This is a genomic window from Bradyrhizobium tropiciagri (assembly GCF_018130505.1).
GTDB lineage: Bacteria > Pseudomonadota > Alphaproteobacteria > Rhizobiales > Xanthobacteraceae > Bradyrhizobium > Bradyrhizobium tropiciagri_B.
Window position 1 is genome coordinate 257,883 of sequence record NZ_JAFCKH010000003.1, and the last position, 26,039, is coordinate 283,921.

Genomic DNA, 26,039 nt, shown 5'->3' on the forward strand with positions numbered 1-26,039 from the left:
CCCATGACAGCAGCCGGCATCGATCGTGCGCCGTTCGGCAAAATGCCCGATGGGACTGTGGTCGAACGGGTGACGCTGCGCGGTGCCGGCGGCTTCGAGGCCGCCATCCTGCCGTTCGGCGCCACGCTCCAGGCGCTGCTGACGCCCGACCGCGACGGGCATTGCGACGACATCGTGCTCGGTCATGACGACTTCGCCGGCTATCTCGCGCAGCGCAAATTCTTCGGCGCGACGGTCGGGCGCTACGCCAACCGGATCGCCGGCGCGCGCTTCGTGCTCGATGGCGCGGAAGTCGCGCTCGATGCCAACAACGGGCCCAATGCGTTGCATGGCGGCCTGCAGGGCTTCGACCGCAAGCTCTGGCAGATCGTCGAACTCACCGACAGCCCGGGGCCGACGCTGGTGCTGGAGCGCGAGAGCCCGCACGGCGAGGAGGGGTATCCCGGCAATCTTTCGACACGTGTCACCTATCGGGTGCGCAGCGCGAGCGAGCTCTCGGTGACCTATGAGGCGACCACCGATCGCCCGACGTTCCTCAACCTCACCAACCACAGCTTCTTCAATCTCGACGGCGCCCGCACCGGCAGCCAGATCCTCGATCACCGGCTGACCATCGCCTCGGATCATTTTCTCGCGGTCGATACCACGGCGATCCCGCTACCGGAGCCACCGCGCGCGGTCGACGGCACGCCGTTCGACTTCCGCAAGCCGATGGCGATCGGCGCGCGGATCAGGATGAATGACGAGCAGCTCCGGCTCGGCCGCGGCTATGACCATAACTTCTGCCTCGCGTCGGGCACCGGCCTGCGCTTCGCCGCGCGCCTCGAGGCGCCGCGCAGCGGGCGCGTGATGGAGCTGTTCACCGACCAGCCGGGTTTGCAGTTCTACTCCGGCAACTTCCTCGACGGCTCCACGGCCGGCAAGGGCGATCGCCTGTACCGGCAATCGGACGCGCTGTGCCTCGAGCCGCATGCCTGGCCGGACACGCCGAACCGGCCCGACTTCCCGTCGGCGCGGCTCGACCCCGGGCAGATCTACCGGCGCACCATCGTCTATCGCTTCTCGACCGTGTGAGCGTTGCCATGACCGATCGCGTCTCCGATACGTTGATGGAGCGGGTGCCGACGTCGGTGCTCTCAGCCGAACGCTGCCATCTCGGCGAGGGCCCAACCTATGACCTCGCCACCGACACCGCCTGGTGGTTCGATATCCGCGAGCGCCGGCTGTTCGAGCATCGCTTTGCCGAGGCGCGCACGATCACCCACGAATTGCCGAGGATGGCGAGCGCGCTGGCGCGGATCGACGGCGCGCGGCAGCTGATCCTCGCCGACGATGGGCTCTATGTCCGGCATCTACCGGACGGCCGAACGGAGCTGTTTGCCGCGCTGGAAGCCGACAATCCGGCGACGCGCTCCAACGATGCGCGGGTGCATCCGTCCGGCACGTTCTGGCTCGGCACGATGGGACTGCGCGCGGAGCAGGGCGCCGGCGCGATCTACGCGCTGCATCGTGGCCGCATCAGGCGGCTTTATCCTGACATCACCATCCCGAACGCGATCTGCTTTTCGCCCGCGGGCGATATCGGCTATTTCGCCGACACCGCGACCAACCTGCTGTATCGCGTGCCGCTCGATCCATCGACTGGGCTGCCCGTCGGCGAGCCTGTGGTATTCATCAAGCATGAAGGCGTCGGCGGGATCGACGGCGCGGTTGTCGATGCGGAAGGCTTGATCTGGAACGCGCGCTGGGGCGGCGGCTGCGTCGATGTCTACGATCCCGCGGGCCGTCGCCTGCGCTCGCTGCGCGTGCCGGCGAAGCAATCGAGCTGCCCGGCCTTCGTCGGCCGCGACTTTTCCCGTGTGCTGGTGACTTCGGCCTGGCAGGACACGGACGCGGCGCAGCGTGCCGCCGATCCCGAGCACGGCAAGACGTTCCTGCTCGATGCCGCCGCGCGCGGCCGTGCGGAGCCGGACGTCAAGCTGTCCTGACGGCTTTGTTCCACCACGCGGCGCGCATGGCCCGCATCGTTGACGCGACCTGATCATTTGTACGATAGTACAAATATGGTCCGTAAAGCCGCCAAAGCCGAATCGAAGGCCGCCAGCACGCGCAAGCCGAACATGCGCGAGGCGATCCTCGCCGCGGCGGAGGAGCTGTTCTCGACCTACGGCTTCAACGCCGTCTCGGTGCGCGACATCGCACAGGCCGCCGGTGCCAATCCCGGCAGCGTGACCTATCACTTCAAGACCAAGGACGGCCTGCTGCTGGAAATCTACCGGCGGCATTGCGGTCCGATGAACCGGCGGCGCTCGGAACTGCTGGCCGCCGCGCGGCGCGTGCGCGATTTGCAGGACCGGCTGGAGGCGATCGTGCGTGCCTATGTGCTGCCGGCGTTCACCTCGGGCAGCGATCTCGCCGGCGGCGGCACGCGGTTCACGCGACTGCGCGCCATCATGTCGGCCGAGGGCAACGAGGTCGTGCGCAAGATCATTGCGCAGACCTTCGACGACACCAGCCATGCCTTCGTCGATGCGATCCACGAGAGCCTGCCGCACATCCCGCGCACCGACATCGTCTGGCGCAGCCATTTCCTGCTCGGCGCGCTCTATTACACGCTGGTGACGCCGGAGCGCGTCTCGCGCCTGTCGCGCGGCAGCGCCGACGGCACTGATGCCGGCCACGCGATCGAGGAACTGGTGCGCGCGACCGTCGCCTCGCTGCAGGCCGCCCCACTCGACCAGGCGGTGACTGCGCGGCGCAAGACCCTCGTCGCGGCCAAGGGCGAACGCTGACTGGTTTCCGGAGTTCGTCGACATGGAAAAGCTTCGACTGCGCGCTGTGCTCGGCAACCATCCGCATGTGGCGGCAGTGAAGAACGGCGCGCTACGTTCCGATCTGTTCGATCTCGACTTCACCGAGTTCACGCCGACCAATGCCGCGTTCAAGCCGATGGTGCGCGAGCTGGCGTTCGACGTCTGCGAGATGGCGGTCGTCACCTACCTGATGGCGAGAGCGCACGGCAAGCCGCTGGTGCTGCTGCCGGCGGCGATGGTCGGCCGCTTCCAGCATGGCCACGCGCTCTACCGTGCCGACCGCGGCCCGCTCGCGCCCCGCGATCTCGAAGGCAAGCGGGTCGGCATCCGTTCGTTCACGACCACGACAGGGGCATGGATGCGCGGCATCCTTGCCAACGACCATGGCGTGAACCTCGACAGGATCGATTGGGTGACGTTCGAGGATCCGCACGTCGCCGAATATGTCGACACCACCGAGCGCGCGCCGAAGGGCAAAAACATCATCCAGATGCTGAAGGACGGCGAACTCGATGCGGTGCTCGGCGAGACGTCGAGCGATCCCGCGCTGCGGCCGCTGTTCGCCGATCCGGCCGGCGAGGCGACGCGCTGGTATCAGCGCCACGGCGTCGTGCCGGTCAATCATTTGGTGGTCGTGACCGGGCAGCTTGCCGCATCGTGGCCCGACGTGGTGCGCGAGCTCTATGATCTTCTCAGGCGCGGCAAGGCAAATGCCGGGCTGTCCGGCACTCCGGACCTCTTGCCGTTCGGCGTCGAGGCCAACCGCAAGCCCCTCCAACTGATGATCGACTATTGCGTCCAGCAGGCGTTGATCCCGCATCGTATCGCGGTCGACGACCTGTTCGACGGCACAACACGGGATTTGAACTGATGACAATCTCCAGCGATCCAAAGCAATGGCAGATCGGCATGCTCGGCTATGGCGAAGTCGGCCGTATCCTCGCGGAGGATCTGCGCAAGCAGGATCTCAAGGTCGCGGCCTATGATATCAAGCTTGCGAGCGAACAGGGTACGCCGCTGCGCAAGCATGCGGCGGACATTGGTGTCGAGATGCTGCGGTCGCATGCCGACCTCGCGGCGCGGGCCGATTTCATCATCTCCGCCGTGACGGCCACTCAGGCGGTGGCGGTGGCAGAAGCCTCCGCGCCCGCGATCAGGAGGGGCGCCTGGTTCCTCGATTTCAACTCGGCGTCGCCCGGCGCGAAGCAGCGCGCGGCGTCGCACATCGACGGCGCCGGTGGTCGATATGTCGAGGGCGCGGTGATGACCTCGGTGCCGCCGTACCGGATCAAGGTGCCGCTGTTGCTCGGCGGCCGCGGCGCGCGGGAGCTGGCGCCGCTGCTGGTGACGCTCGGTTTTGCGGCAAATGTCGCCAGCGACGAACTCGGCGTCTCCTCGGCGGTCAAGATGTGCCGCAGCATCATGATCAAGGGCCTCGAAGCGATGGTGATCGAGAGCTTCACCACCGCGCGCGCCTATGGCGTCGAGGATGCGGTGCTGGCCTCGTTGAAGGAGACCTTTCCCGGCATCGATTGGGAGAAGCAGGGCGCCTATTTCTTCCAGCGCGTGATCGAGCACGGCAAGCGGCGTGCCGAGGAGGTGCGCGAGGTGGCGGAGACCGTGCGCGAGGCGGGCCTCACGCCGTGGTCGGCGTCGGGCACGGCCGAGCGGCAGGGCTGGATCGCTGACCTTGCTGACGACGGCGTGTTCGGAACCAGGGGAACGGCGGAGTTCGCCCGCAGCGCCGACTGGCGCACCGAGGCCGACCGCATCCTGGCGCACATCAATCCGGGATCACGCAAGGCGAGCGCGTGATCCCGGCAGCATCGCGACGCCTCAGGTCGAGACCGACATTTTGGCGATCTCGGCCGCGTTCGGCAGCGTCTCGACATTCCAGCACGCGTCCATGACGCGGCGCGCCGTCGCCGCCGGGATGATCCCGTCGGCGAGGTCGGCGAACTTGGTCTCGAGCTGCTTGTCGGTCATCGGAGACTCGACACTGCCGATCGCGTGCTCGATGTGCCGATGCAGCGTGCGTCCGTCCTTCAGCACGATGGTCATGTCGACCTGCGCCGCCTCGATGCCAGGCGTGACCACCGGAACGACCTTGGACCGCAGCGCGACGATGGTCGGATCGGTCACCGCGCGGTCGCTGAACTGCTTCTCGCCGCCGGCGCCTTCGACCAGCGCGACGGCCACCGCGTGATAGATGCTGAACTTGCCTTCCAGCCCCTCGCGCGGCGTCTTCTTGCCGGTCAGCTCCAGCACCAGCGGATGCACCTTGAGATCGACGCGCTCGATCTGGTCGGCGGTCAGCTTGTTCTCGTTGCGGAGCTGGATCGCGGCGTCGATCGCCGGATGCATCACGATTCCGCAGGCGAACGGCTTGTAGGTGTTGAGCGCGGCCTCATAGCGCTTGCCGAGGTCGGCGAGGATCTCGTTGTAGTCCTGCTTGGTGCTGATCGTGTTGGCCCAGCCGCGCTTGGCCTCGATCATGCCGTCCGACGAGGTGAAGTTCTTCGAGGCGAGCATCGCGGCGAAGATGCCGTTCGAGGCGGCCCGGCCGGGATTGAAGCTCTTGTTCATCGAGCCGAAGGATTCGCGCAAGCCCACCGGCTGCGAGGCGGCAAGGCCGAGCGCCCACACCATCTGCTGCTCGTTGAGGTTCATCAGCTTGCCGACCGCGGCGGCCGAGCCGAACACGCCGGCGGTGCCGGTGATGTGCCAGCCGACGTCGTAATGGTTGGGATAGACCGCGTTGCCGATCCGGCACTCGGTCTCGACGCCCAGCACCAGCGCGTTGAGGAAGTCCTTGCCCGACACCGGCTGCAGCTCGGACAGCGCGAGGATGGCGGATGCCACCGGGCCGGCCGGATGGATCACCGTCTTCAGATGGGTGTCGTCATAGTCGAAGATGTGGCTCGACACGCCATTGAGGAAGGCGGCGTTCATGATGTCGAAGCGTTCGCGCCGGCCGAACAGCGAGGCCTGCGCCGGACCCGAGAACGGCGCCAGCGCCGACACTGCGATGTCGACGGTCTGGTGATGCGAACCGCCGATCGCGACGCCGACCCAGTTCAGCAGCGTGCGGACGCCTTCCTTGCGGACATTGGCCGGCAGGTCGTCATACTTCGCGCTGACGAGATAGTGCGCCAGCTGGCGCGTCACGTCCTTGGCGGGCGCTGCTTTGGCCGGTTCGGCCGGCTTCTGCGCCAGTGCGGTGGTCGCGGCTGACGCGACGAAGGGAATGGTGGCCGCAGCCTGCAGCAGCGATCGGCGGTCGGTGATCGACATCGTGGTCTCCCGGAGCGAGATTGGATTGGGGCGGCGGTGTCACCGACCTGCGCGCGCTATATCAGGCAATGTCGGGCGGGAGAGGCGCGCAAAGCGGTTGCCTGCCTCGCTGACGCGCCCGCTTGACTGAAGCGACGGAGTCGTCTCTCAAGCGCGGTTTGGATCGCAGCGCGCAGCGGTGAATCCGTCGCGTTCCCCCGCATCGGGTTATAGGCTATTACTTGGCCGTATCTCGCGTCCGTCATTCTCCGGCGGAACGCGCAAACCGAAATCGTGGAGGCACTCCCATGAAATTCTCCGGCAAGGTCGTCGCCATCACGGGCGCAGCGCGCGGCATCGGCAGGGCCTGCGCCGTGCGCTTCCTGGCCGATGGCGCCAAGGTGGTGATCTCGGATGTCGACGGCGCCTCGCTCGCCAAGGCGGCGGACGAACTCGGACCTTCGAGCCATTTGCGCACCGTCGAGGCCGATGTCAGCAAGCGCGCCGACGTCGACCGCATCGTCGCGACCGCGGTGAAGGAGTTCGGCCGGCTCGACGTCATGGTCAACAATGCCGGCGTCGCGCGCAACCGCGACTTCCTCGACATCACCGAAGCCGAGTTCGACGACGTGATGGGCATCAACCTGAAGGGCGCGTTCTTCGGCGTGCAGGCCGCGGCGCGCCAGATGATCGCGCAGGGCGGCGGCGGCGTGGTGGTCAACATGTCCTCGGTCAACGCGCTGCTGGCGATCCCCTCGCTCGCGACCTATGCGATGTCCAAGGGCGCGATGAAGCAGCTCACTTCAGTGGCCGCGGTGGCGCTGGCGCCGCACGGCATCCGCGTGGTCGCGGTCGGGCCCGGCACCATCCTGACCGAGATGGTGGCGACCGCGATCTTCAATTCGGAGGACGCGCGGCGCAGCGTGCTGTCGCGCACGCCGGCCGGCCGCTGCGGCGAGCCGAGCGAGGTCGCCTCCGTGGTGGCGTTCCTCGCCAGCGAGGATGCTTCCTACATCACCGGCCAGACCATCTATCCCGACGGCGGACGGCTGATCCTGAACTACACGGTGCCGGTCAGCGAGAAGACGTAGGGCGTAGTGACACTGAGCTAGCCGGTCGCATCAATCTCGCCGTCGTCCGGCCAGCGCCAGAGCGACGGCGGCGCATTGGAACTGCGTTCCGTCGCGGGGCGGAGCCAAAATACCGAAGAACAACCCCATGCAAAGTAGCCGGCGTGGCGGTGTTCGAGCAGGCGGCTTGACACGTCGGGCAACTCAGGGATATTCTTCCAATATTCCGAAATCGTGCGAGAGCGCCCGTAGCCCGGATGAAGCGAAGCGCAATCCGGGGTTCTCGTTCCGTGGCTTGATTGGCCCCCGGATTTCGCTTCGCTTCATCCGGGCTACGAGGTGTACGGCGAGTCTGCTTTCCGACCGTCATCCTGAGGTGCGAGCGGAGCGAGCCTCGAAGGATCGACGGCCACCAGTCGGGCCGATTCATCCTTCGAGGCTCGCTCCGCTCGCACCTCAGGATGACGGGTCTCTCGTCCTCGCGAAGTTTCAGTTCAAGCGCCACCTGTATGCGGGCGCCCGTAACCCGGATGAAGCGAAGCGTAATCCGGGAGTCTTGTTTCGTGGCTTGGCTGGTCCCGGATTTCGCTGCGCTCCATCCGGGCTACAAGTCTCTACCGGCCCTTGAACTGCGGCTTGCGCTTGTCCATGAAGGCGCGGCGGCCTTCGCGGAAATCTTCGCTGTCCATGCAGTCGGTGCCGATCTGCTTGATCGCGGCCATGTCGCGGTCGGCGGGATCCTTCAGCACCTGGGCGATGGTGATCTTGGCGGCCTTGATGGCGAGCGGCGCGTTGCCCGAGATCGTGCGCGCGATCTCCATGGTCGCGTCCCACAATTCGGCATCGGGGAGGACGCGGTCGACCAGGCCGATCCGCAGCGCTTCCGCGGAATCGATCCGCATGCCCGTGTACATGATCAGCCGCGCCCAGGACGGGCCGACCAGCGAGACCAGGTGGCGCAGGCCCTCATAGCCGTAGGCGATGCCGAGCTTGGCGGCGGGAATGCCGAACTGGCCGCTGGCGCCTGCGATGCGGATATCGGTGAGCATCGCGACCTGCATGCCGCCGCCGAGGCAGAAGCCGCGGATGCAGGCGATCGTCGGCTTCGGATAGCCGGCGAGCAGCGCGCGCTGGGCCTCGCTGCGCCGTGAATATTCCTCCGACGCCTCGGCATTGTGCCGCGTCTTCTCGAACTGGCTGATGTCGGCGCCCGAGACGAAGGCCTTGTCGCCGGCGCCGACCAGGATCACGACACGAACCTCCGGGTCGTCGCGCAACGCGGTCAGCGCCTCGCCGAGGCCCTCCCACATCTCCAGCGACATCGCGTTGCGCTTGTCGGGATTGTTGAAGGTGATGACGCCGACGCCGTCGGTCACGCTTTGCAGGATCTTGCCGTCGGCGAGCGATTTTTCGGAAATGTTGGTCATATCGGGGTCCAGCTCCGGTTTCGGGCGAGGTCTAGCATCCGGCGGGCAGTCGAGGCAGGCGGTTTACAGCGCGTCACGATTGCATCGGCATGCGATATTTCGCCCGGCAGTTGTGCAGCTCGCAACATAAACCGATGCGATAAGGGCCGTAGCACAAAGTAGGGCGCCCACTGCTTGATCGATTTAGCGTTTCTTAGTTTCTCGACGGTACGACTGTACGCACCTGCGCGCTATGAGAATTCCGGACCGCGCTGGGACGCGTCGCGCAGCCTCCGCGCTGCAAGCGTCGGTAACGGACGTCCCCCTCCACCAGACCGGCGACGAAGCCGGTTCCTCCGACCTCCGTGCACTCACATCGCGTCAGGCGAAGGTCCAGTCGTGTCGGTCGAAAAGTTCCTCAAGCAGCGCGCGGTCAAGATCACGGTCAACGGCAGCTACACGTTGCCGAACTGGTACGACGCGCAGGGCCGCCTGCGCAGCTTCGCCTGCCGCACCACGCGCGTCTCGCCGTTCCGCATGATCGTCGACGTCCCCGTCGTCGGCAAGGTCGGCGACCGGCTTACCTCGTATTTCGAGGAGTTCGGCAAGTTCGAGGGCTGCATCACCGAAGCGATGCACGGCAGCTTCCTGTTCGAGCTCGAGATGACGCATGCGATGCGCGAGAAGTTCGCCGACAAGCTGACCTGGATCGAGAAGACGCAGAAAGATCCGAGCGTCCGCGACGCGCGCAACAGCCCGCGTTTCGTTCCCGTGGTGCCGCATGCCATGCTGACTCTGGCCGATGGCACCATGCTGGCCTGCTTCATCATCGACATGTCGCTGTCGGGCGCTGCCGTATCCTGCGCGGCGCAGCCGCCGATCGGCATGCCGCTGGCGATCGGCGCCTGTGTCGGGCGCGTGGTGCGGCATCTGCCGAACGGCTTCGCGGTCAAGTTCGTCGAGACCTACAGGCAGACCGATCTGCTGCGCCTGATTGCGCGCAAGACCAGGGAGATTCAGACGGCGTCCGCCGAGATGGACCCTGTCGCTTAGCCGAGAGGCAGACGATGCCGGGACACGAACGACGATCATCTCCACGTGTCAGGTTCGAGAAACCGATGCCTGCGCAAATGATGGCGATCGACGGCACGTGGCGCCGCGAATGCGCGATCGAGGACGTCGCCGAGGACGGCGCCAAGCTGATCGTCGGCTCCTCGATCGAAGGCCTGCAGCTGAAGGAGTTCTTCCTGCTGCTCTCGACCAAGGGTCTCGCGTACCGGCGCTGCAAGTTGGCCTGGGTGAACGGCGACCAGATCGGCGTCATCTTCCTGCGGCGCGGCAAGAAGGCGTCGCGAACCGCGGGGCAGGGCGAGGACGGCAGGTAAGACGCGTACTCGTAAGTCTTCGTCGATGTCCGGTTCGAGTTCGTGCTGACTCACTCGTCGCCGAGTTCCCCGATATGGCGCTGCGCGTATAGCTCGGCGCCGATCCGCTTGACCAGCTCGAGTTGGGTTTCCAGGAAGTCGATGTGCTCCTCTTCATCATGAAGAAGGTTTTCAAACAGATTGCGCGATACATAGTCTTTGGCCGAGTGGCAATGAGCCGCTGCTTCGGTGTATAGCGACCGCGCGTGCAGCTCGCCCTGCAAGTCGTTTTGCAGCACCGCCTTCACCGTCTGCCCGATGTTGAGAGATTCAAGCGTCTGCATGTTGGGCGCCCCGTCGAGAAAGATGATCCTCTCGATGAGCTTGTCAGCATGCACCATCTCTTCGATCGATTCTTTGCGCCAAGTCTTTGCCAGCTCCTTGTAGCCCCAATTGTCGAGCAGCCGATAGTGCAGCCAGTACTGGTTCACCGCAGTAAGCTCGTGCTTCAACGCCTTGTTGAGATACTCGATGACTTTCCGATCACCCTTCATGGCCTGCTCCCTTTCGCGAACCATTCAGGCTGCCCCTGCCTGATCGCCATCCGCGATCGTCGTCAGGTTCATCCGCGGATGGCGTGCATGATGGCTACAATGACCGCGCCCCACATTGTGATGACGATGTAACCGATGGCGTAAGGCACCGTGTAAGCAAGCGCTGCGACGTTGCTACCGCTCGCCTCGCGCAGGGCGGTGAGTGCGGGCGGGCAGGTTTCCGCGCCTGCGAGACCGCCCAGAATCATGATCGGGTTCATTTTCATCAGTCTTGCAACCACGAGCCCGGCAATCGATGGAAGCAGCGTGACGATCGTTCCTGCAAGAAAGATGCTGGCAAAATGCGCGAGCCCGTGCTTGTGCAGCGCCTCCACGGCGTGCGGCCCCGAAGTCAGGCCAATGCCGGCGATGAACATGATGAGGCCGAGATCGGCGAGAAGCCGCTGAGCCGGTCCGGGGATCACTCCGAAAACGGGATAGCGCCCGCGAGCCCAGCCCGAGGCCAGCCCGACCAGCAAGATGGCGCCGGCGATGCCGACGCCGACCGGTATCCCGTAAACCGCAAGCTTGGGTATGCCGATGACGATGCCAAGAGAGATACCGGCCGCGACAAAGGCGAGGTCAGTCTTTTCGAGATCGCGTTCGGTGAAGCCGATGTGCGCTATGGCGCGTTCGATATCCTCCGGTGCTCCGAACAGGCTCAGGACATCGCCGCGCTCGACCGTCGTCCATCTCTCGCGCGGCAGCAATTCTCTCCCCCGGTGCACGGTTTCGAGGTAGATGCCGCGGGCGAACGGCATGGCGCCCAGTTCGGCGAGAGTTTTGCGATGCACTGCACCGCGAGTGACGACGACCGACGCGGTGATCCGGGGAATGGAGAGCAGTTCCGGATCGTCGGCGATCTCCGGACCGAGGCAATCCGCGATATTGGTGAAAATCCCAAGTTGGGCGGCGACCACGACTGCGTCGCCTGTGCGGAGCGCCAGCTCGGCAGTCACGGGCAGAAGCTGACTGTCACGCTTAACGCGTTGCACCGAGAGCCTTCCTGCCGAAAACTTCTCTTCCAGCGTCCGCACCGTCAGCCCGTCGTTGGCTTCGTCCAGCCGATAGCCGCGAATACCAAACACCGCGTCGAAATGAACTCGCTCGCTGCGTCCGGATCCGGTCAGTTTTTCCTCGAGGGCCCGGGCTTCCTTGTTCAGATCGATGCGCATCAGCTTTGGAGCGACGACAGTCAGAAACAGGATCAGCCCGAAATCTCCGAACCCATATGTGATGGCATCGGCGAGCGGCGCGTTTGCCGCCAGCGTCGCCTTGAGATCGGGCGGAATGGGTAGTCCATTGATCGCGCTGATGCCTGTTCCGAGCGCGGCCGAGGTCGTCAGGGAGCCCGTCAGCAGGCCGAGTGCGGTGCCTTCATCAAAATCGAGCAACACGCTCATGACCACGACTGTCGCAAGGCCCGTGACAGCGACCACCAGCGCCAGAACGACTTGCGGCAACGAATCCCGTCTCAAGCTGGCGAAGAACTGCGGGCCGACCGTGTAGCCGATGGCGAACAGAAACAGGTAGAAGAACGACCAGCGGAGCAAATCGGGGAGCACCGGCTTGGCGAATATCCCGATGATGATGCCGGCGATCAGCGTGCCGACGACTTTGCCGAGTCCGATTCCCTTGAGGTGCACGCTTCCGATGATGTAACCGAGCACGACGCTCAGGAAGAGCGCCAGCTCCGGATGCCGTCGTAGCAATTCGGCAAATGCTTCCATCGTCCAACCGGCCCGAGCTGGCTCCTCTGGCTTCCCAAACAGGCTCCTGACACGGTTCTCCCGGACGAGCCGTCAGCGCATGCCGTTGATTGCTGCGCTGCACTAGCGTCACCCGGAAGGTGCCAAGGCTAGAGGTTCCGCGACCGCGCCTGGCAATCCTTTGATCAAGATCAATGTCGCCGCCGAATGTCGGGTCATCAATTCGTGCGGCTTCACGCCGGCATGGGCCGCACCCCATCTGACCCGTCTTCGGGAAGCCGCGGCGTCTGGTCGACGATGGAGATGGGCCATGGGACAGTTCCTGAGCTGGCTGGCAGCGCATCCCTATATCCTGCTGTTTGTCGTCGTGGCCGGGGCCGTGATCCTCGGCAATGCCACCATCAAAGGCTACAGCCTCGGCATGGTGGCGTCCGCGATCGTCGTTGGCGCCGCCATCTCGGCATGGGCAGCGTCGTACGGCGTCAAGATGAAGTATGACGATTTTGCCAAATCGCTGTTCTATTACCTCTTCATGTACGGCGTCGGGCTGCGGACGGGACCTTCGTTTGTCAACAGCCTGAAAGGTGACGGCATCAAGTTCGTCTTTCTCGCGATCTTCTGCTCCTGCCTCGGTGTTCTGGGTGCGGTGGGCTTTACCAAACTCTGGGACCTGCCGACCGGTGCGGCCGGTGGCATTCTCGCCGGCTCGATGACGATGTCGGCGGCGCTCGGCTCGGCCGAAGAGGCCGTCCGCCAGGGAGCCGTTCACCTCCGCGCAGGCGAGACTGCGGAAGGCGTCAGCAGCATGATCGCCGTTTCCTACGGCCTTACCTACATCTGGGGCACCGTCGGCATCATCCTGATATGCAAATACCTGCCACGCTGGTGGGGCGTCGATGCCAGGGCAGCCGCCAAGAAGTACGAGGCCGAATTCGGCGTGCTGAACGTCGACGACGCCGGTTTGAACGGGTACCGCCCTCTCGCACTGCGTGCCTACAAGGTTGCGAACGACGATATCGTCGGTTGGTCCGTCCGCGAATTCACCAGGAAGTATCCGCAATACAAGGTGCTCAATGTCGGACGCGGCGATCAGTTGCTTGGCGCGCCGGACGACCTCAATTTCCAGACGGGCGATGTGCTCGCGATCGGCGGCCGGCTCGACGCCATCACGGAGAACATCGGACTCGTCGGCCCGGAAGTGCCAGACACCAAGGTGCTCAGCATTCCGATCGATTCGGCCGAAATTCTCGTCACCAACAAGGAGATGGAAGGCAAGGAGTTGCGGGACTTCCGCACGGCCGACTTTGCCGGACAGCTCGCGCTTCATCACATCGAACGCGGCGGTGTGCCAATCCCCGTCGGTCTCAACACCAAGCTGCAGCGCCTCGATGTCCTGTTCGTGGGAGGCGTGAAGTCAGCGGTCGATCACGCTGCGGCGCTGATGGGCAAGGTCGCGCGTCCGAGCACGGCAACCGACCTTCTGATGTGGGCGGTTGGAATGATCCTCGGCTTCCTGATCGGCCTGCTCGGATTCCCCGTGGCCGGGTCGATGGTCACGCTCGGTGCGGGCGCCGGACTGCTCGTCTCCGGTGTCATCGTTTCGTCGGTGGCCGCGCGCCTGCGTTTCATCGGCAACACGCCGAACGCCGCACGCAACATCATCGAGGACCTCGGCCTCGTCCTCTTCATCAGCATGGTCGGCGTCAATGCCGGTGCAGCCCTGCTCTCGCAATTGACCGGCGCGTTGACGCTCAAGATCCTGTTCGCGGGCTTCATCTGCACGACCGTTCCTCCCATCCTGGTATGGGCGATCGGCTATCATCTGCTGAACATCAACGCAGCAGTGCTGATGGGGGGTGTCGCGGGCGCACGCACGCATTCCGGACCCGCGCGCGAGGCTGCGAAGGAAATCGAGAGCTCGGTGCCGTGGGTTGGCTTCCCGGTCGGATATGCGGTCGCGGGCGTCTTGCTTACCGTGTTCGGCTACCTGTCGATGGCACTCGCGAGCTAGGCTGAACTGGAATTTAGAGACCAAGGCAGATTTACCTCGACGGAGACGCGACCATGGCAGCGTTGCAGGAACGGGCGACAACGGCACAGAAGGCACAGTACGAGTTCAGCGATACGCACATTCATTTCACGAACTACATCCAGGAAGGGCCTGACATCCGCGACCTCCTGAAGATGATGGGCACCACGATCAAGCGCTCGACCTTGTTCGGCCTGCCGCTTCAGCAACATTGGTCGTACGCGGAGATGGGTGACTTTGCGCCCACCTACTACATGCAGGCCGATGCGCCGCTCTATTACTACTCGTTCACGGACGCCTTTATCGCCATGGCCTACAAGTCGCTCTCGCCGGAGGAGCAGGCGCGCTTCGATCCGATGATCACCGGTTTCAACCCTTCCGACATGTACGGCGTGGAACATATCCGTCGCGTCCTCAAGACGTTTCCCGGCGTCTTCTGCGGCATCGGCGAGTTTTCGGTCTACAAGGAATTCGTGTCGTCAAAGATTGCGGGCGAGAAAGCAACGCTTGGAAATCCTGCACTCGGCCGCATCCTGGATTTCGCGGGTGAAGTCGGCATGGTCGCCATGATTCATACCGACATCGACAAGCCATTCCCCAAGGCCGGCCAGCCGGCTTTCCTCGCCCGCCAAACCAGGGAGTTGTTCGAGCGTCATCCCAAGACGAAGATCATATGGGCGCATATCGGGCTGGGCCGCGTGGTCAAACCCATAGAGAATCAAGCCGAGCTGATCGTGCGCGCGCTCAACGAGCCCAAGCTCGATCACGTCTACTTCGATATTTCATGGGATGAAACCGCCAAATATGCGGTTGAATCGCCGGAGAGCATGAAACGCGTCGCAACGGCAATCAACGATCATCCGCATCGCTTCCTGTTCGGCACCGACTGCGTCGCTCCGAGCAAACAGCAGCAGATGACGGACGTCTTCCACAAATACGATCCGATCTGGAAACTGCTAACGCCGGAAGCGAGCCGCATGGTTCGCCTGGAGAATCATGACCGGCTGTTCGATCAGGCCAAGAAGGATACGAGAGCTTGGGAGAAGGCAAACCTGCACTGACCGTGTTGCTCACATGGGCAGGAACAACCGCAATGGTGCCCATGGGTCATTTTCGACGGATTTATCATCTTGTTGCCAGAGGCGAGCATTCTGGCCGGAATGGTCATTCGGGCAGTCCTGCCTGCCGCAATCCTTCTTCGTATCGTGCGACGTCCGCGGCGCGCCGATAAGGACCAAGCATGTCCTTGAGATTGGAAAGGCGCAGCGTGGGGCTCAGTTCTCGCAGCCGGGCCATTGCCTTGTTTGCCTGCTCGGGCCGACCGGCCATTGCGTGGCTTGCGGCGGCGATACGTAATCCAGGGCGATAGTCCGGACTGCACTGCAATGCCATGGTCGCCCATGATGCCGCTTCATCATGGCGGTCCAAAAAGCAATGCGCAAACGCGGTCCCGGCTCGCATTGCCATCAGCCACGGATCACGTGGGCTGAGGCGAAGCGCGCGTGCGAAGCGCTCGATCGCCGCTTCCGGCTCGCCGAGCCAGATTTTTATCCAGCCGCCGAAATTCCATGCCTCAGCCAAATTGGAATTGAGCGCAAGCGCGCGATCGACCAGGCCGGCGCCCACCTCGAGCTCCCCGGCAACAAACGCCAACGCATTTCCGGCAGCGGAGAGCGCGATCGCGTCATCCTTGCCCAACTCGACGGCTCGCTGGGCGAGCTTCTTCACCTCGACGATCGCGTCCGCGTTGTCCTGATTCCAGCTATTGGTCCTGGCAACGAGGTAGCAAAACGCTGCACGACCGTAGGCGGAGGCAAATTCCGGGTCGAGCTCGACCGCGCTCTTGAACAGGCGCAATGCCTCGCCGTTCGCTTGCCGGTTACCGTACTGATGAAGGTGCGCCAGACCGCGCAGATAGAGGGCATAGGCGTCGAGACTGGCGGTCGGCTGGCGCTTGGCGCGCTCGATTTCGGCTTTTTCCACCGCAGGCGCGATCGCCCCGACGACTTTTTCAGTCACCTGGTCCTGCAAAGCGAAGATGTCGCCGAGCTCGCCATCAAACCGATCGGCCCAGATATGTGCTCCCGTTGCGGCATCGACGAGTTGTCCCGTGATGCGCACGCGGTTTGCGGCCTTGCGAACACTCCCTTCCAGCACGTAGCGCACCCCGAGCTCGCGCCCAACCTGCTTCACGTCGACGGCGCGCGCCTTGTAGGTGAAGCTGGAGTTTCGCGCGATGACGAATGGCGCCTTGAAACGCGACAGCGCCGTGATGATGTCCTCGGCCATTCCGTCGGCAAAGTATTCCTGCTCGACATCGCCGGACATGTTCTGGAACGGAAGCACCGCAATGGAAGGCCTGTCGGGTAGCGGAGGCGGCCTCTCGGCCTCGGCAGCAAGAACAGCCGCAGCCTCCCGCGTCTCAGCCGGCGCTCCGACCTCAAAGGCCCTGATCGGCTCCTGAATATTCCTTGCGTGTCGAACGCCAGGATCCGTAGCCGAGGGGCGCGCGGGCATGTCCTGCTCGGTGATCTTGCCGACAAACCGGAGGCCTCTGCGGGAAACCGTCCGGATCAGGCGTTGCTCCTTGCCGGTGTCCCCGATTGCCTTGCGCACGGCATTGACGTGGCTGGTCAGCGTGGATTCGGACACGATCCGTCCTTCCCACACCGCCTTCAGAAGATCGTCCCTGCTCACGACCTGTTCCCGGTTCTGGACCAGGAAGAGCAGCAGATCGAAAACCTTCGGTCCAACGGGGATGAGCTCGGAGCCGCGCTTGAGCTCACGCCGGTCAGCATCGAGGCAATAATCTTCGAACAGAAACGGCACTTCCGATCCTTCCTGGACAAGAAGCCAAGGAAAATTCAATCGCAATTCAGGCCGGCTGCAAGGATTTTTCCGCTCAAAACAATACACGTTTTCTCACCCATCGGGAACAAGCCCGGTTCGAGAAATGGTTGGCCGGCCCGTGCGCGACGCGCGCCGAGCTTTGCAATCAACGCAACACGTCCGGCCGCTCCGGATCACGGCATTTCTCCCGCCACCTGCATCGCCTCTCCAATGCGAGGATACGTTGATGAGCAAGCATGTCTTGCGCGAGTGCCTGGAAGACGCGTCAGTTGCGCCTGAGGCGTGTCAGGTCAATGCGGCCAATGCCGAGCGCCCTCACGCCGGTGCGGAGATGGCGCGGGTGCTCGGGACCACGGCATTTCGCATGACTTTGGATACCGCCGGTGCCGCGATCGCCCACCGGAGATATCAACGGGTGCATGACATCTGCGGGCCCAAGACCCACCACGTCATCATGGCCTGCAACGGCTCGGTGCAGCGCATGGAACGGCGGTCGGGACCAACGGTTGCGATCGGAACGTTCCGTCCCGGGGCCGTGATCACGATTCCGAAGGGATCAAGCTCGCGATGGGACATTCGGAAACCTGTCGATGTCGTCGAGTTCTATCTTCCGCACGCGACGCTCGAGCGCGTGGCTGAAGAAGCCGACACGGCCGGACCGGTCAATCTGCTGGAGCGAACGGCGCATCCCGACCCCGTTACATCCCGATTGCTGTTGACGGCGGCAGATGTGCTCGATGGCAATGAGGCGCTGGATGCGCTGTTCAGGTGTCAACTGACGAGCCTTCTGGCCACGCGTCTCTTGGCTGCGCACACCGGCTCGCCAACCATGTTGCAGCCGACCATCGGTGGTCTTTCGCCGAAGGTGCTCAGCCGCGCCATCGAACGGCTGCGCCCGGACAGCGATGCGGACGTATCGCTTGCCGCGCTGGCTGCGGATGCGGGCCTGTCGCGCTTCCACTTCTGCCGCGCTTTCAAGGAAAGCACCGGGCTGTCGCCGCATGCCTGGCTGCGTCAACACCAGCTCGAGCAGGCCCAGAACATGCTGCGCGATACCGACGACTCGATCGTGTCGATCGCAGCCGCGCTCGGCTATTCCTCGCACACCGCCTTTTCCGCGGCATTCAGGAAGCTGACCGGCGAGACCCCGCGAGCCTGGCGGCGGCGCATGCGTTGAACATCCGCGAGATTGCTACCGGGTATGAAAACGCTGTTACCCGGGGCAATGACCATATCTTGGAAAGCGTGTGGATCACTATCGCCATGCTCACGGCGTCGAGGGACTACCTGATCATTTCAGTCATCATCGGTGCAGCCGGATTGTTCGGACCCTCGATCCTGTCTTCGATCGCGCCGTTGCATCCGACATGGTGGGGCGCACGCGATGCGGCGTTTCTGCTCAGCCCGGTGGTGCTTCTGGGCTGGCTCGCATTTCTCGGTTGCGGCTTGTACGACGAGGGCGTGGGCGTGCTCCGATTATTCATTCCATGTCTTCCGATGATCCCGATCGGAGCTCTCGTCAGGCTGGCATACGCTTGCTCCTGCGCTCCCTGCATAGCGTGACGGGATATGTTGCGTCCGCCCGGCGCGGCCTGAAACTGCGGCGCCGGCGTCGGCTGGACCAACTTCATTGATGTAGATCAACGTCGGCTTGCGTGCGCGGGCTGCACAATTCCGCGACCCATTTGCATCCATACGGAAGGCGCAATCATGCGTGCGATCAAGGCGCTCATTGTCGTCGTTGGCCTTCTTTGTCTCAATCAATACGCATTCGCGCAGACCACGGACAAGGACGTACAGCCGCCGCCGGCATCCGCTCCCGACGCCTCGGCCCCGCCGCCGGCACCGGCGATCGAACTGCTCAAGCCCGCCGAGCTGGAAGGACTTGTGGCGCCGATCGCGCTTTACCCCGACACGCTGCTCGCCAACGTGCTGATGGCTGCGACCTACCCTCTCGAGATCGTACGTGCGGATCGCTGGCTGAAGGCGAATGGCAGGCTCAAGGGAGACCAGCTCAAGGCCGCAGCCGAAAGGCAGAGCTGGGACGCCAGTGTGAAGGCGCTCGTCGCGGCGCCGTCCGTGCTGCAGATGATGAACGACCAACTCGACTGGACGCAGAAGCTTGGCGAAGCCTTTCTGGCCCAGCAGCAGGACGTCATGGACGCTGTGCAAAGGCTTCGCACCAAGGCCTATGATCGCAAGAAGCTCGCGAGCACCAAACAGCAGACGGTGTCGGTGCGCCAGGAGCAGAACCGGTCGATGATCTACATCGAGCCTGCGGAACCCGACACGCTGTACGTTCCTTACTACGATCCCCCTGTGATGTTCGGCGACTGGCCGTACACCGATTATCCCGCCTATCCCTACTATTGGGGATACCCCGGCTATATCGCAGCCGGCGTCATTGCGACCGGCATTGCCTTCGGAGCAGGGTACGGCCTCGGCCGCTGGCGCTCCGGATACTGGGGCGGTGGCGGATACTGGGGCGGCAGCCGCGTCAACTGGGGCGGCGGTGCCATCGACATCAATCGCGGCGCCAGGGTCGAACACTGGCAACATAACCCCGCCCACCGTCAGGGCGCGCGCTACAATAATTCCAACCTCCAGCAGCGGTTCGGCAACGCGAACCAGCGACCGGCCGGCGGTCGGCAAGGTCTGGGTCAAGGCGGGCTAGGTCAGGGCGCCAATCGTCCCAACGCCGGAGACCGTGCGAACATCGGCGATCGCGGCAAGGGAGTTGATCGCGGCCGTCAGGGCGCCGGAAGCCGTCAAGCGGTCAACCGAAATCGCGCAACCGCGGGTCGTGGCGCGAGGGGAGGAGGCCGGGTCGCCGCTCGTCCATCCGCGCGCGCCGGGCACTTCAGACCGGCGGGCGGCGGACGTTACGGAGCGGCCCGTTTCGCCGGCGGTGGACAGCGCGCGGCGTTTCGAGGCGGCGGCGGCTTCCGCGGCGGAGGCGCGGCCTTCCGCGGCGGTGGCGGATTCCGTGGTGGTGGCGGCGGTGGATTCCGGGGCGGCGGCGGCCGGGGTGGCGGACGTCGATCGGACATCGCGCTCAAGCACGACATCGTGCTGCTGGGCCATCTCGAGAATGGATTGGGCTACTACCGCTTCGCCTACATCGGCAGCAACAAGGCCTATGTCGGCGTGATGGCGCAGGAGGTCGGCATCGTGCGGCCGGATGCGGTCGAACGTGGCAGCGATGGCTATCTCCGCGTCCATTACGAAAGGCTCGGCCTGAAATTCCGATCGTATGACAGCTGGGCCGCATCCGGAGGGAAAATACCGGGAGTTCGATGATGCGATGGCCTTCCTGCGCAGAGGCCGTGCCGATGCCGGGACATTCCCGCGAAGGGTGGCGTGACCTGCAAAGGAGGATGCAAGTCGTCTCGATGCAAGTCGTCTCGATTGCGGCCATCGCTGCGCTCGCCACCGCACTCCCGTGCGTTGCCATGGAGATTTCACGCGTCGCGAACTGCGACGGCGACGTGCTGAAGCTTCGTGGCGATATCAAAACCGGCGACTACGTGAAGTTTCGATCCTACTTCGCTGGCCAGCGCAGGATCCTCGGTCTGGACCTCGATTCGCCGGGCGGTTCGCTGCACGAAGGCGTTCGCATCGCGACCTTGACTCGTCAGAAGCGGCTATCGACCTTCGTGGCAAAGGAATGCGATTCCGCCTGCGCCTTCATCTTCCTGCTTGGCCGCAAGCGCTATGTCGCCAGCGAGGCCAGGATCGGTGTCCATGCAGTCGGTAACGATTACGGCGCCGAGGACAACGGCACCATCCGGGATACGATCCATTTCGCGAGGTTATACGCCAAGCTCGGCGTTCCCAGCTCGATGATCGGAAAGATGGTGTCGACGCCGCCAGGCAAGATCACTTTCCTCGACCACAACGATCTGTCTGCGCTCAAGGTCATTGCGCGAAATCCTTTCGCGCGGGAGGAGCGCGAAGCGCTGAACTGCGCGACTGACTCAGCAAGCGCAACAAGCGTCGCGACGGCGCCGGGTCGCACGCTGACGTCTTCGGCGCGACATCGAGCAGAGGGCGCCTTCAATCATCGCGCGCAGCACCGCAAGTGAAATGGCGGATAGCTTGTACGGCGATGTTCGGACCTCGGCAGTGTATTCGCCGCGGAGGCTAGCCAGTCAGTTGAGGTCTTCCGGATCCAGTGCCGAGCGTACGCGTGCAACGCTCTCGTCTGGCGCGGCCGAAGCGTACGCAGCGATCGCGATCTCCCGCGCGAGATTGGTGCACTCGGCCCACAGCAGGAAGAACACCAGCGGCGGCCGTTCGCGCGCTGCCAGCATCTGCGCGCAACGCTCCGCGGCGCCGTCGAGCGCCCACCACTGGCGGGCCACTACCATGACCTTGCGGAAATTGCGCAGCGTGCCGGAGAATTTCTGCGGATCGGCGCCGGAGAGGCTGCAGCAATGGATCAGCCAGTTCAGCGCGGCGTAGATCGCGATGCCGTAATCCTCGATCGGCTTGCCGGTGAAATCCACCACCGTGTTGTCGTGCGGCTGCTGCCGCAGGAAGGCATCGATCATCTCAGCCTGGCGGGCGGGATCGGCGAGCAGCGCGGTGTCCTGCCGCGGCACCATCGGGATGTAGCGCAAGGCTTCGAGCCTCGTGTGCTCCCAGATCGCACGGATGTCGCCCAGGATATCCGTGGGCTTGCGCTTGCAGGCCGGATAGACCAGCACGTCGTTGTCGGCGAGATCGAGATAGCGCGGCACCACCTTGTCGAGCGCGGCGAGCATGGCCAACGGGTCGGTGAGGCCGCGCAAGTCGATGGCGGCATCCTCCGCGGGTGCAGACTTGTTGACGCGTGTCCAGCCAAAATTGGCCATAACGGGCGCCCCGATCTCGACCTGTCCGTCAGGCTAGATGGAAAATGCGGTGAGTCAAATGCGGCATTTGCGGCACGGCGGCCGATGCGCGGACCTCGGCTGCGGGTTGACGCGGCAAACCGCTGCGCCTAGCTCATGGTTAACCGGTACACATCGCCGGCTGCCCCGTTCGGATCGCACCGCCATGACCGCCTCGGATCGTCATTCGCATTGGCAGAACGTCTACCTCACCAAGGGCGAGCAGCAGGTGAGCTGGTCGCAGGCCGATCCGCAGCCCTCGCTGGGTCTGATCGAACAGGTCGCGGGCGGCCGCGATGCGTCCATCATCGATATTGGCGGCGGTGCGTCGCGGCTGGTCGATGCGCTGCTGGCGCGGGGCCTTCATGCGCTGACGGTGCTCGATCTCTCCGAAGCCGCGCTCGCGAGCGCCCGGCAGCGCCTCGGCGCGGCCGGCGACGGGGTGCGCTGGATCGCCGACGACGCCACGCGCTGGCAGCCGCCGCAGGCCTTCGACGTCTGGCACGACCGGGCGGCGTTTCACTTCCTGGTCGGGGAGGCGGACCGCACGGCCTATCTCGACCGGCTGCATCGCGGCGTCAGGCCTGGCGGCCACGCCATCATCGGCACCTTCGCGCTCGACGGCCCGGAGAAATGCAGCGGCCTGCCGGTGCAGCGTTACGATCCCGCGGCGCTGAGCCGGACGATCGGCCCGGCCTTCGCGCTGATCGCCGAGGTGCCGCATCATCACGTCACGCCCTGGGGCACGATGCAGTCGTTCCAGTTCAGCGTGCTGCGACGGTTATGAAAGAGGATGACGTATGACTGACCATGCGAATGCCGCGCCACGGACCATCGGCGAGATCGCGAGCTACCACGCCCATGTCTATTACGACCCCGCGACCAGCCGGGGCGAGGCGGAGCAACTGCGTACCTGGATCGGCGAGCGCTTCCTGGTCACGCTCGGTCGCTGGCACGACGTCAAGGTCGGTCCGCACGACCAGGCGATGTATCAGGTGGCGTTCGCGCGCGAGCTGTTTCCGACCCTGGTGCCGTGGCTGATGCTGAACCACGGCAGGCTGAGCATTCTCGTCCATCCCAACACGGTCAATCCGCGCCGCGACCATCTCGCCGATCCGCTGTGGATCGGCACGCCGCTCGCCGTCCATGGCGACAAGCTGCCGGAGGAGGCCGAGATGGAGCAGGCTCCGGCGCCGAACACGACGCCGACGCTGCAGCCGTGAGGCGCGGCGATCGGTAAAATTTGAGACAGTTCTATTGCAACCAAGTCGTTTCAAACTCATCGCGTTTTGCAACGTGAGGTTAAGTCGCGGTTCCTACCCTCACCGGACAGGATTGCGGCGGGCGCGTTGGGATGTTCTTTTCGTTTCGAAGCTGGTCACTGTGGCGGGTGGTTGGACCGCTGATCGCCATCGTGCTGCTGCAGGCCAGCCTGTCGGCGGGCAGCCTGCAGGTGATGTCCGCGGTGCGGGCCTATGTGGCGGGCGAGAGCCTGTGGTCGAAGGGCCAAAAGGACGCCATCCACTACCTGCAGATCTATGTCAGCACCGGCACGCCGGCCTATCTGCAGAAGTTCGACGCGGCGATCGCGGTGCCGCTGGCCGATCGCACCGCGCGGCTCGCGCTCGAATCGCCAGGCAACAACGACCGCGTGGCGCGTGACGGCTTCGCCAAGGCGGGCAATCACGACGACGACATCGGCGGGCTGATCTGGCTGTTCAAGTATTTCCGCGGGATGCATCACGTTGCCCACGCCGTCACGGCGTGGCGCAATTCTGATGTGCTGCTCGACCGGTTGATCGAGATCCGCAACGAGGCCGCGAACGACATGGCCTTGCACGATCCGTCCGCGGGCACGATCAGGCATTGGGCCGAGCGGATCGGGACGGTCGACGCCGCGCTGTCTACGCTCGCCGTCGACTTCTCCGAGCATCTGGGGCGGGCCTCGCGCCAGGTGTCCACGCTGCTGCTGCTGGTCAATGCGGTGATCGCGGCATGCCTCGCCGCCATCGTCCTGTTCCATACGCGGCGGATGCTGCAACGGCGCTGGCTGGCCGAGACCGCGCTCGCATTCGAGAAGGAGCGCGCGCAGCTCACGCTGGCTTCGATCGGCGACGCGGTGATCGTGACGACGCCGGACGATCGCGTCGGCTACATGAATGCGGCCGCCGAGCGGCTGATCGCGGCGGGGCGGGAGGCGACCGACCGGCCGCTCTCGTCGCTGTTCAGCATCGCCGAGCAGCCGGTGCAGGGATCATTCAGCGCCGTCGAGGCGGATGGTGAAAGCCGCCCGCAGCAGCGGCTGCTGGTGCGGCCGGATCAGTCCAGCGTGCCGGTCTCGGTGGTCGAGACCCCGATCGTGCATGACGGCGAATGGGCGGGCCGCGTCATGATCATCCATGACATGACGGCCGAGCGCCGCCTGGTCGAGGAATTGGCGTGGGCCGCCTCGCATGACGCGCTCACCGGGCTCGCCAACCGGCGGCAGTTCGAGTTCGAATTGCAGGCGTCGATGTCGGGCGCGACCGACGCGGGCGGCGATCTGATGCTGATCGATCTCGATCAGTTCAAGATCGTCAACGACACCTGCGGCCACATGGCGGGGGACCGGCTGCTCAAGCAGGTCACCAAGCTCCTGGCGGCCGAGGTCGGCGATCGCGGCCTCGTCGCACGGCTCGGCGGCGACGAGTTCGGCATCCTCTTGCGCGACGACGGCGCGGGCGGGCAGGAGATCGCCTCCGACGTCGCGGAGCGGATCAGAGCGGTGGTCGAGCAGTCGAGCTTCGTCCATGAGGGCTCGAGCTTCCGGATCAGCACCAGCATCGGCCTCGTCCGGCTCGCCGACTGCGCCGGCGTGCAGGACGCGCTGCGGCTCGCCGACGTCGCCTGCTTCCTCGCCAAGGACAAGGGACGCAACCGCGTCCAGGAGCACTGCCCGGCGGATACCGACATGACGGTGCGCGTCGCCGAGATGAGCTGGGTCAACCGCATCCGCAAGGGCCTCGATGAAGGCCGCTTCTGTCTCTACGAGCAGGAGATCCGCCCCGTCGCCGGCACGCTGAAGGGCGGCCAGGAGCGGCGCGAGCTGCTGCTGCGGCTGCGCGACGAAAACGGCGCTCTGGTGCCGCCGGGCAGCTTCCTGCCCGCGGCCGAGCGCTACGGCCTGATGCCGCTGATCGACCGCTGGGTGGTTCGCCGCGCCTTCGAGATCATCGCCGAGCGCCGGCACAGTCCGCGCAAGGTCGCAGGCTACGCCATCAACCTCTCCGGCGCCACCATCGGCGACGGCGACTTCGTCGAGTTCGTCGCCGAGCTGTTCTTGCAGCACGACGTGCCGCCGACCCTGGTGTGCTTCGAGATCACCGAGACCAGCGCGATCTCCAATCTCGACGAGGCGCAGAAGTTCATCGCGCGGCTGCGCGAGATCGGCTGCAGCTTCTCGCTCGACGATTTCGGCACCGGCATGTCCTCGATCGCCTACCTCAAGCACCTGCCGGTCGATTTCATCAAGATCGACGGCTCGTTCGTGAAGGAGATCCTCAACAGCAGGGTCGATCGCGCGATGGTCGAGATGATCACCAAGACGGCGAAGATCATGCAGAAGCAGGTGGTGGCGGAGTTCGTCGAAAGCCTCGCCATCCTCGACGAGCTGCGCGAGATCGGCGTCGATTACGTCCAGGGCTACGCCATCGGCAAGCCGGTGCCGGTCCTCACCCTGCGCGAGGAAAAGATCGCGTGAGGGCGTGTGAATCGTTTGCGCCGACGGGACCGAGAGCGGGTGTCTGTGAACCATCCACGGGGTCGTCCCGGCGAAGGCCGGGACCCATAACCACCGAAGGTTATCGTTGCGCAACGCTGGGGCCGCAGCTCGTTTCAACAACCTGACCCTGTGGTAATGGGTCCCGGCCTTCGCCGGGACGACGGGTGGGGTGGCGGATTTGTCCCGAATCGGGACGATCTCCGGGGTGTTTTGACCTCGTTTTCGGGCCCCTGACGCTGATTCGCTGCCTCAGTCCCGTCAAAAAATGCCTAAAAATCTTCCCGTCGGCCCCATCGTC

At 64.5% G+C, this 26,039-nt stretch carries 23 protein-coding genes; 17 read left to right on the top strand and 6 right to left on the bottom strand.

Features of this window, described 5'->3' with window-relative positions:
- Positions 1-3 precede the first annotated feature (3 nt).
- The 5 genes from JQ633_RS08830 (at position 4) to JQ633_RS08850 (ending at position 4,628) form a co-directional block, all read left to right on the top strand.
- A complete protein-coding gene (locus JQ633_RS08830; RefSeq protein WP_211984579.1) occupies positions 4-1,074 on the top strand; it encodes an aldose epimerase family protein in 1,071 nt (356 codons plus the stop codon).
- 35 nt (positions 1,075-1,109) lie between these two features.
- Complete coding sequence (locus tag JQ633_RS08835; RefSeq protein WP_211984951.1) at positions 1,110-1,988, top strand: SMP-30/gluconolactonase/LRE family protein; 879 nt, start codon at positions 1,110-1,112, stop codon at positions 1,986-1,988.
- Positions 1,989-2,063: 75 nt separating this feature from the next.
- A complete protein-coding gene (locus JQ633_RS08840) occupies positions 2,064-2,792 on the top strand; it encodes a TetR/AcrR family transcriptional regulator (RefSeq protein ID WP_211984582.1) in 729 nt (242 codons plus the stop codon).
- A 22-nt stretch (positions 2,793-2,814) separates the two neighbouring features.
- Positions 2,815-3,684, top strand: a complete 870-nt coding sequence (locus JQ633_RS08845; RefSeq protein ID WP_211984584.1) for an ABC transporter substrate-binding protein — start codon at positions 2,815-2,817, stop codon at positions 3,682-3,684.
- A complete protein-coding gene (locus JQ633_RS08850; RefSeq protein ID WP_211984587.1) occupies positions 3,684-4,628 on the top strand; it encodes a DUF1932 domain-containing protein in 945 nt (314 codons plus the stop codon). Before JQ633_RS08845 ends, JQ633_RS08850 begins: the two co-directional genes overlap by 1 nt.
- A gap of 21 nt (positions 4,629-4,649) precedes the next feature.
- On the opposite strand, the gene JQ633_RS08855 is transcribed toward JQ633_RS08850, so the two are convergent.
- Positions 4,650-6,107 (bottom strand): MmgE/PrpD family protein, encoded by a 1,458-nt coding sequence (locus JQ633_RS08855; RefSeq protein WP_211984589.1) that lies wholly within the window; start codon positions 6,105-6,107, stop codon positions 4,650-4,652.
- A gap of 287 nt (positions 6,108-6,394) precedes the next feature.
- Here JQ633_RS08855 and JQ633_RS08860 point away from each other — a divergent pair, with 287 nt between their 5' ends.
- Positions 6,395-7,177 carry an SDR family NAD(P)-dependent oxidoreductase gene (locus tag JQ633_RS08860; protein WP_211984591.1) on the top strand — a complete coding sequence of 261 codons (783 nt, stop codon included), beginning with the start codon at positions 6,395-6,397 and terminating at the stop codon, positions 7,175-7,177.
- A 593-nt stretch (positions 7,178-7,770) separates the two neighbouring features.
- On the opposite strand, the gene JQ633_RS08865 is transcribed toward JQ633_RS08860, so the two are convergent.
- Positions 7,771-8,583, bottom strand: a complete 813-nt coding sequence (locus tag JQ633_RS08865) for an enoyl-CoA hydratase (RefSeq protein ID WP_211984593.1) — start codon at positions 8,581-8,583, stop codon at positions 7,771-7,773.
- A 378-nt stretch (positions 8,584-8,961) separates the two neighbouring features.
- Here JQ633_RS08865 and JQ633_RS08870 point away from each other — a divergent pair, with 378 nt between their 5' ends.
- Together JQ633_RS08870 and JQ633_RS08875 are read left to right on the top strand one after the other, a co-directional pair.
- Positions 8,962-9,615 carry a PilZ domain-containing protein gene (locus JQ633_RS08870; RefSeq protein ID WP_211984596.1) on the top strand — a complete coding sequence of 218 codons (654 nt, stop codon included), beginning with the start codon at positions 8,962-8,964 and terminating at the stop codon, positions 9,613-9,615.
- Between the two features lie 65 nt (positions 9,616-9,680).
- Positions 9,681-9,947 (top strand): PilZ domain-containing protein, encoded by a 267-nt coding sequence (locus JQ633_RS08875; RefSeq protein WP_249159027.1) that lies wholly within the window; start codon positions 9,681-9,683, stop codon positions 9,945-9,947.
- A 50-nt stretch (positions 9,948-9,997) separates the two neighbouring features.
- Here the strand turns inward: JQ633_RS08875 and bfr are convergent, their stop codons facing one another.
- On the bottom strand, positions 9,998-10,480 hold the full coding sequence (gene bfr, locus JQ633_RS08880; protein ID WP_211984600.1) for a bacterioferritin: 483 nt from the start codon (positions 10,478-10,480) through the stop codon (positions 9,998-10,000).
- 68 nt (positions 10,481-10,548) lie between these two features.
- A complete protein-coding gene (locus JQ633_RS08885) occupies positions 10,549-12,249 on the bottom strand; it encodes an aspartate:alanine exchanger family transporter (protein ID WP_211984601.1) in 1,701 nt (566 codons plus the stop codon).
- A 160-nt stretch (positions 12,250-12,409) separates the two neighbouring features.
- Here JQ633_RS08885 and JQ633_RS08890 point away from each other — a divergent pair, with 160 nt between their 5' ends.
- Positions 12,410-14,239 (top strand): aspartate:alanine exchanger family transporter, encoded by a 1,830-nt coding sequence (locus tag JQ633_RS08890; protein ID WP_249159032.1) that lies wholly within the window; start codon positions 12,410-12,412, stop codon positions 14,237-14,239.
- A gap of 53 nt (positions 14,240-14,292) precedes the next feature.
- Positions 14,293-15,318 (top strand): amidohydrolase family protein, encoded by a 1,026-nt coding sequence (locus JQ633_RS08895; protein ID WP_211984602.1) that lies wholly within the window; start codon positions 14,293-14,295, stop codon positions 15,316-15,318.
- Between the two features lie 103 nt (positions 15,319-15,421).
- Here JQ633_RS08895 and JQ633_RS08900 read toward each other — a convergent pair whose 3' ends face one another.
- Positions 15,422-17,086, bottom strand: a complete 1,665-nt coding sequence (locus JQ633_RS08900; protein ID WP_211984603.1) for a winged helix-turn-helix domain-containing tetratricopeptide repeat protein — start codon at positions 17,084-17,086, stop codon at positions 15,422-15,424.
- Between the two features lie 247 nt (positions 17,087-17,333).
- Here JQ633_RS08900 and JQ633_RS08905 point away from each other — a divergent pair, with 247 nt between their 5' ends.
- From JQ633_RS08905 to JQ633_RS08920, 4 genes are all read left to right on the top strand, one after another.
- Positions 17,334-18,284 carry a helix-turn-helix domain-containing protein gene (locus tag JQ633_RS08905; protein ID WP_211984604.1) on the top strand — a complete coding sequence of 317 codons (951 nt, stop codon included), beginning with the start codon at positions 17,334-17,336 and terminating at the stop codon, positions 18,282-18,284.
- Positions 18,281-18,670 carry a hypothetical protein gene (locus tag JQ633_RS08910; RefSeq protein ID WP_211984605.1) on the top strand — a complete coding sequence of 130 codons (390 nt, stop codon included), beginning with the start codon at positions 18,281-18,283 and terminating at the stop codon, positions 18,668-18,670. Before JQ633_RS08905 ends, JQ633_RS08910 begins: the two co-directional genes overlap by 4 nt.
- Positions 18,671-18,817: 147 nt before the next feature.
- The gene (locus JQ633_RS08915) at positions 18,818-20,407 is read left to right on the top strand and encodes a DUF3300 domain-containing protein (RefSeq protein ID WP_211984606.1); all 1,590 of its coding nucleotides are present in this window, start codon (positions 18,818-18,820) and stop codon (positions 20,405-20,407) included.
- Between the two features lie 77 nt (positions 20,408-20,484).
- Complete coding sequence (locus JQ633_RS08920; RefSeq protein ID WP_211984608.1) at positions 20,485-21,192, top strand: hypothetical protein; 708 nt, start codon at positions 20,485-20,487, stop codon at positions 21,190-21,192.
- A 66-nt stretch (positions 21,193-21,258) separates the two neighbouring features.
- On the opposite strand, the gene JQ633_RS08925 is transcribed toward JQ633_RS08920, so the two are convergent.
- Positions 21,259-21,963: a hypothetical protein gene (locus JQ633_RS08925; protein WP_211984610.1), complete on the bottom strand. Its 705-nt coding sequence runs from the start codon at positions 21,961-21,963 to the stop codon at positions 21,259-21,261.
- A 184-nt stretch (positions 21,964-22,147) separates the two neighbouring features.
- On the opposite strand from JQ633_RS08925, the gene JQ633_RS08930 reads away from it, so the two are divergent.
- From JQ633_RS08930 to JQ633_RS08940, 3 genes are all read left to right on the top strand, one after another.
- Positions 22,148-22,768, top strand: coding sequence for a class I SAM-dependent methyltransferase (locus JQ633_RS08930; RefSeq protein WP_211984612.1), 621 nt, complete (start codon positions 22,148-22,150; stop codon positions 22,766-22,768).
- Between the two features lie 13 nt (positions 22,769-22,781).
- Positions 22,782-23,204 (top strand): DOPA 4,5-dioxygenase family protein, encoded by a 423-nt coding sequence (locus JQ633_RS08935; protein WP_211984614.1) that lies wholly within the window; start codon positions 22,782-22,784, stop codon positions 23,202-23,204.
- A gap of 131 nt (positions 23,205-23,335) precedes the next feature.
- Positions 23,336-25,720 (top strand): putative bifunctional diguanylate cyclase/phosphodiesterase, encoded by a 2,385-nt coding sequence (locus tag JQ633_RS08940; RefSeq protein WP_211984616.1) that lies wholly within the window; start codon positions 23,336-23,338, stop codon positions 25,718-25,720.
- Positions 25,721-26,039: the final 319 nt, after the last annotated feature.

Bases quoted from the DNA above. Each gene is read 5' to 3' on its own strand.
- JQ633_RS08830 (WP_211984579.1), top strand. From the start codon at position 4: ATGACAGCAGCCGGCATCGATCGTGCGCCGTTCGGCAAAATGCCCGAT.
- JQ633_RS08835 (WP_211984951.1), top strand. From the start codon at position 1,110: ATGGAGCGGGTGCCGACGTCGGTGCTCTCAGCCGAACGCTGCCATCTC.
- JQ633_RS08840 (WP_211984582.1), top strand. From the start codon at position 2,064: ATGGTCCGTAAAGCCGCCAAAGCCGAATCGAAGGCCGCCAGCACGCGC.
- JQ633_RS08845 (WP_211984584.1), top strand. From the start codon at position 2,815: ATGGAAAAGCTTCGACTGCGCGCTGTGCTCGGCAACCATCCGCATGTG.
- JQ633_RS08850 (WP_211984587.1), top strand. From the start codon at position 3,684: ATGACAATCTCCAGCGATCCAAAGCAATGGCAGATCGGCATGCTCGGC.
- JQ633_RS08855 (WP_211984589.1), bottom strand. From the start codon at position 6,107: ATGTCGATCACCGACCGCCGATCGCTGCTGCAGGCTGCGGCCACCATT.
- JQ633_RS08860 (WP_211984591.1), top strand. From the start codon at position 6,395: ATGAAATTCTCCGGCAAGGTCGTCGCCATCACGGGCGCAGCGCGCGGC.
- JQ633_RS08865 (WP_211984593.1), bottom strand. From the start codon at position 8,583: ATGACCAACATTTCCGAAAAATCGCTCGCCGACGGCAAGATCCTGCAA.
- JQ633_RS08875 (WP_249159027.1), top strand. From the start codon at position 9,681: ATGCCTGCGCAAATGATGGCGATCGACGGCACGTGGCGCCGCGAATGC.
- bfr (WP_211984600.1), bottom strand. From the start codon at position 10,480: ATGAAGGGTGATCGGAAAGTCATCGAGTATCTCAACAAGGCGTTGAAG.
- JQ633_RS08885 (WP_211984601.1), bottom strand. From the start codon at position 12,249: ATGGAAGCATTTGCCGAATTGCTACGACGGCATCCGGAGCTGGCGCTC.
- JQ633_RS08895 (WP_211984602.1), top strand. From the start codon at position 14,293: ATGGCAGCGTTGCAGGAACGGGCGACAACGGCACAGAAGGCACAGTAC.
- JQ633_RS08905 (WP_211984604.1), top strand. From the start codon at position 17,334: ATGAGCAAGCATGTCTTGCGCGAGTGCCTGGAAGACGCGTCAGTTGCG.
- JQ633_RS08915 (WP_211984606.1), top strand. From the start codon at position 18,818: ATGCGTGCGATCAAGGCGCTCATTGTCGTCGTTGGCCTTCTTTGTCTC.
- JQ633_RS08920 (WP_211984608.1), top strand. From the start codon at position 20,485: ATGCAAGTCGTCTCGATGCAAGTCGTCTCGATTGCGGCCATCGCTGCG.
- JQ633_RS08925 (WP_211984610.1), bottom strand. From the start codon at position 21,963: ATGGCCAATTTTGGCTGGACACGCGTCAACAAGTCTGCACCCGCGGAG.
- JQ633_RS08930 (WP_211984612.1), top strand. From the start codon at position 22,148: ATGACCGCCTCGGATCGTCATTCGCATTGGCAGAACGTCTACCTCACC.
- JQ633_RS08935 (WP_211984614.1), top strand. From the start codon at position 22,782: ATGACTGACCATGCGAATGCCGCGCCACGGACCATCGGCGAGATCGCG.
- JQ633_RS08940 (WP_211984616.1), top strand. From the start codon at position 23,336: ATGTTCTTTTCGTTTCGAAGCTGGTCACTGTGGCGGGTGGTTGGACCG.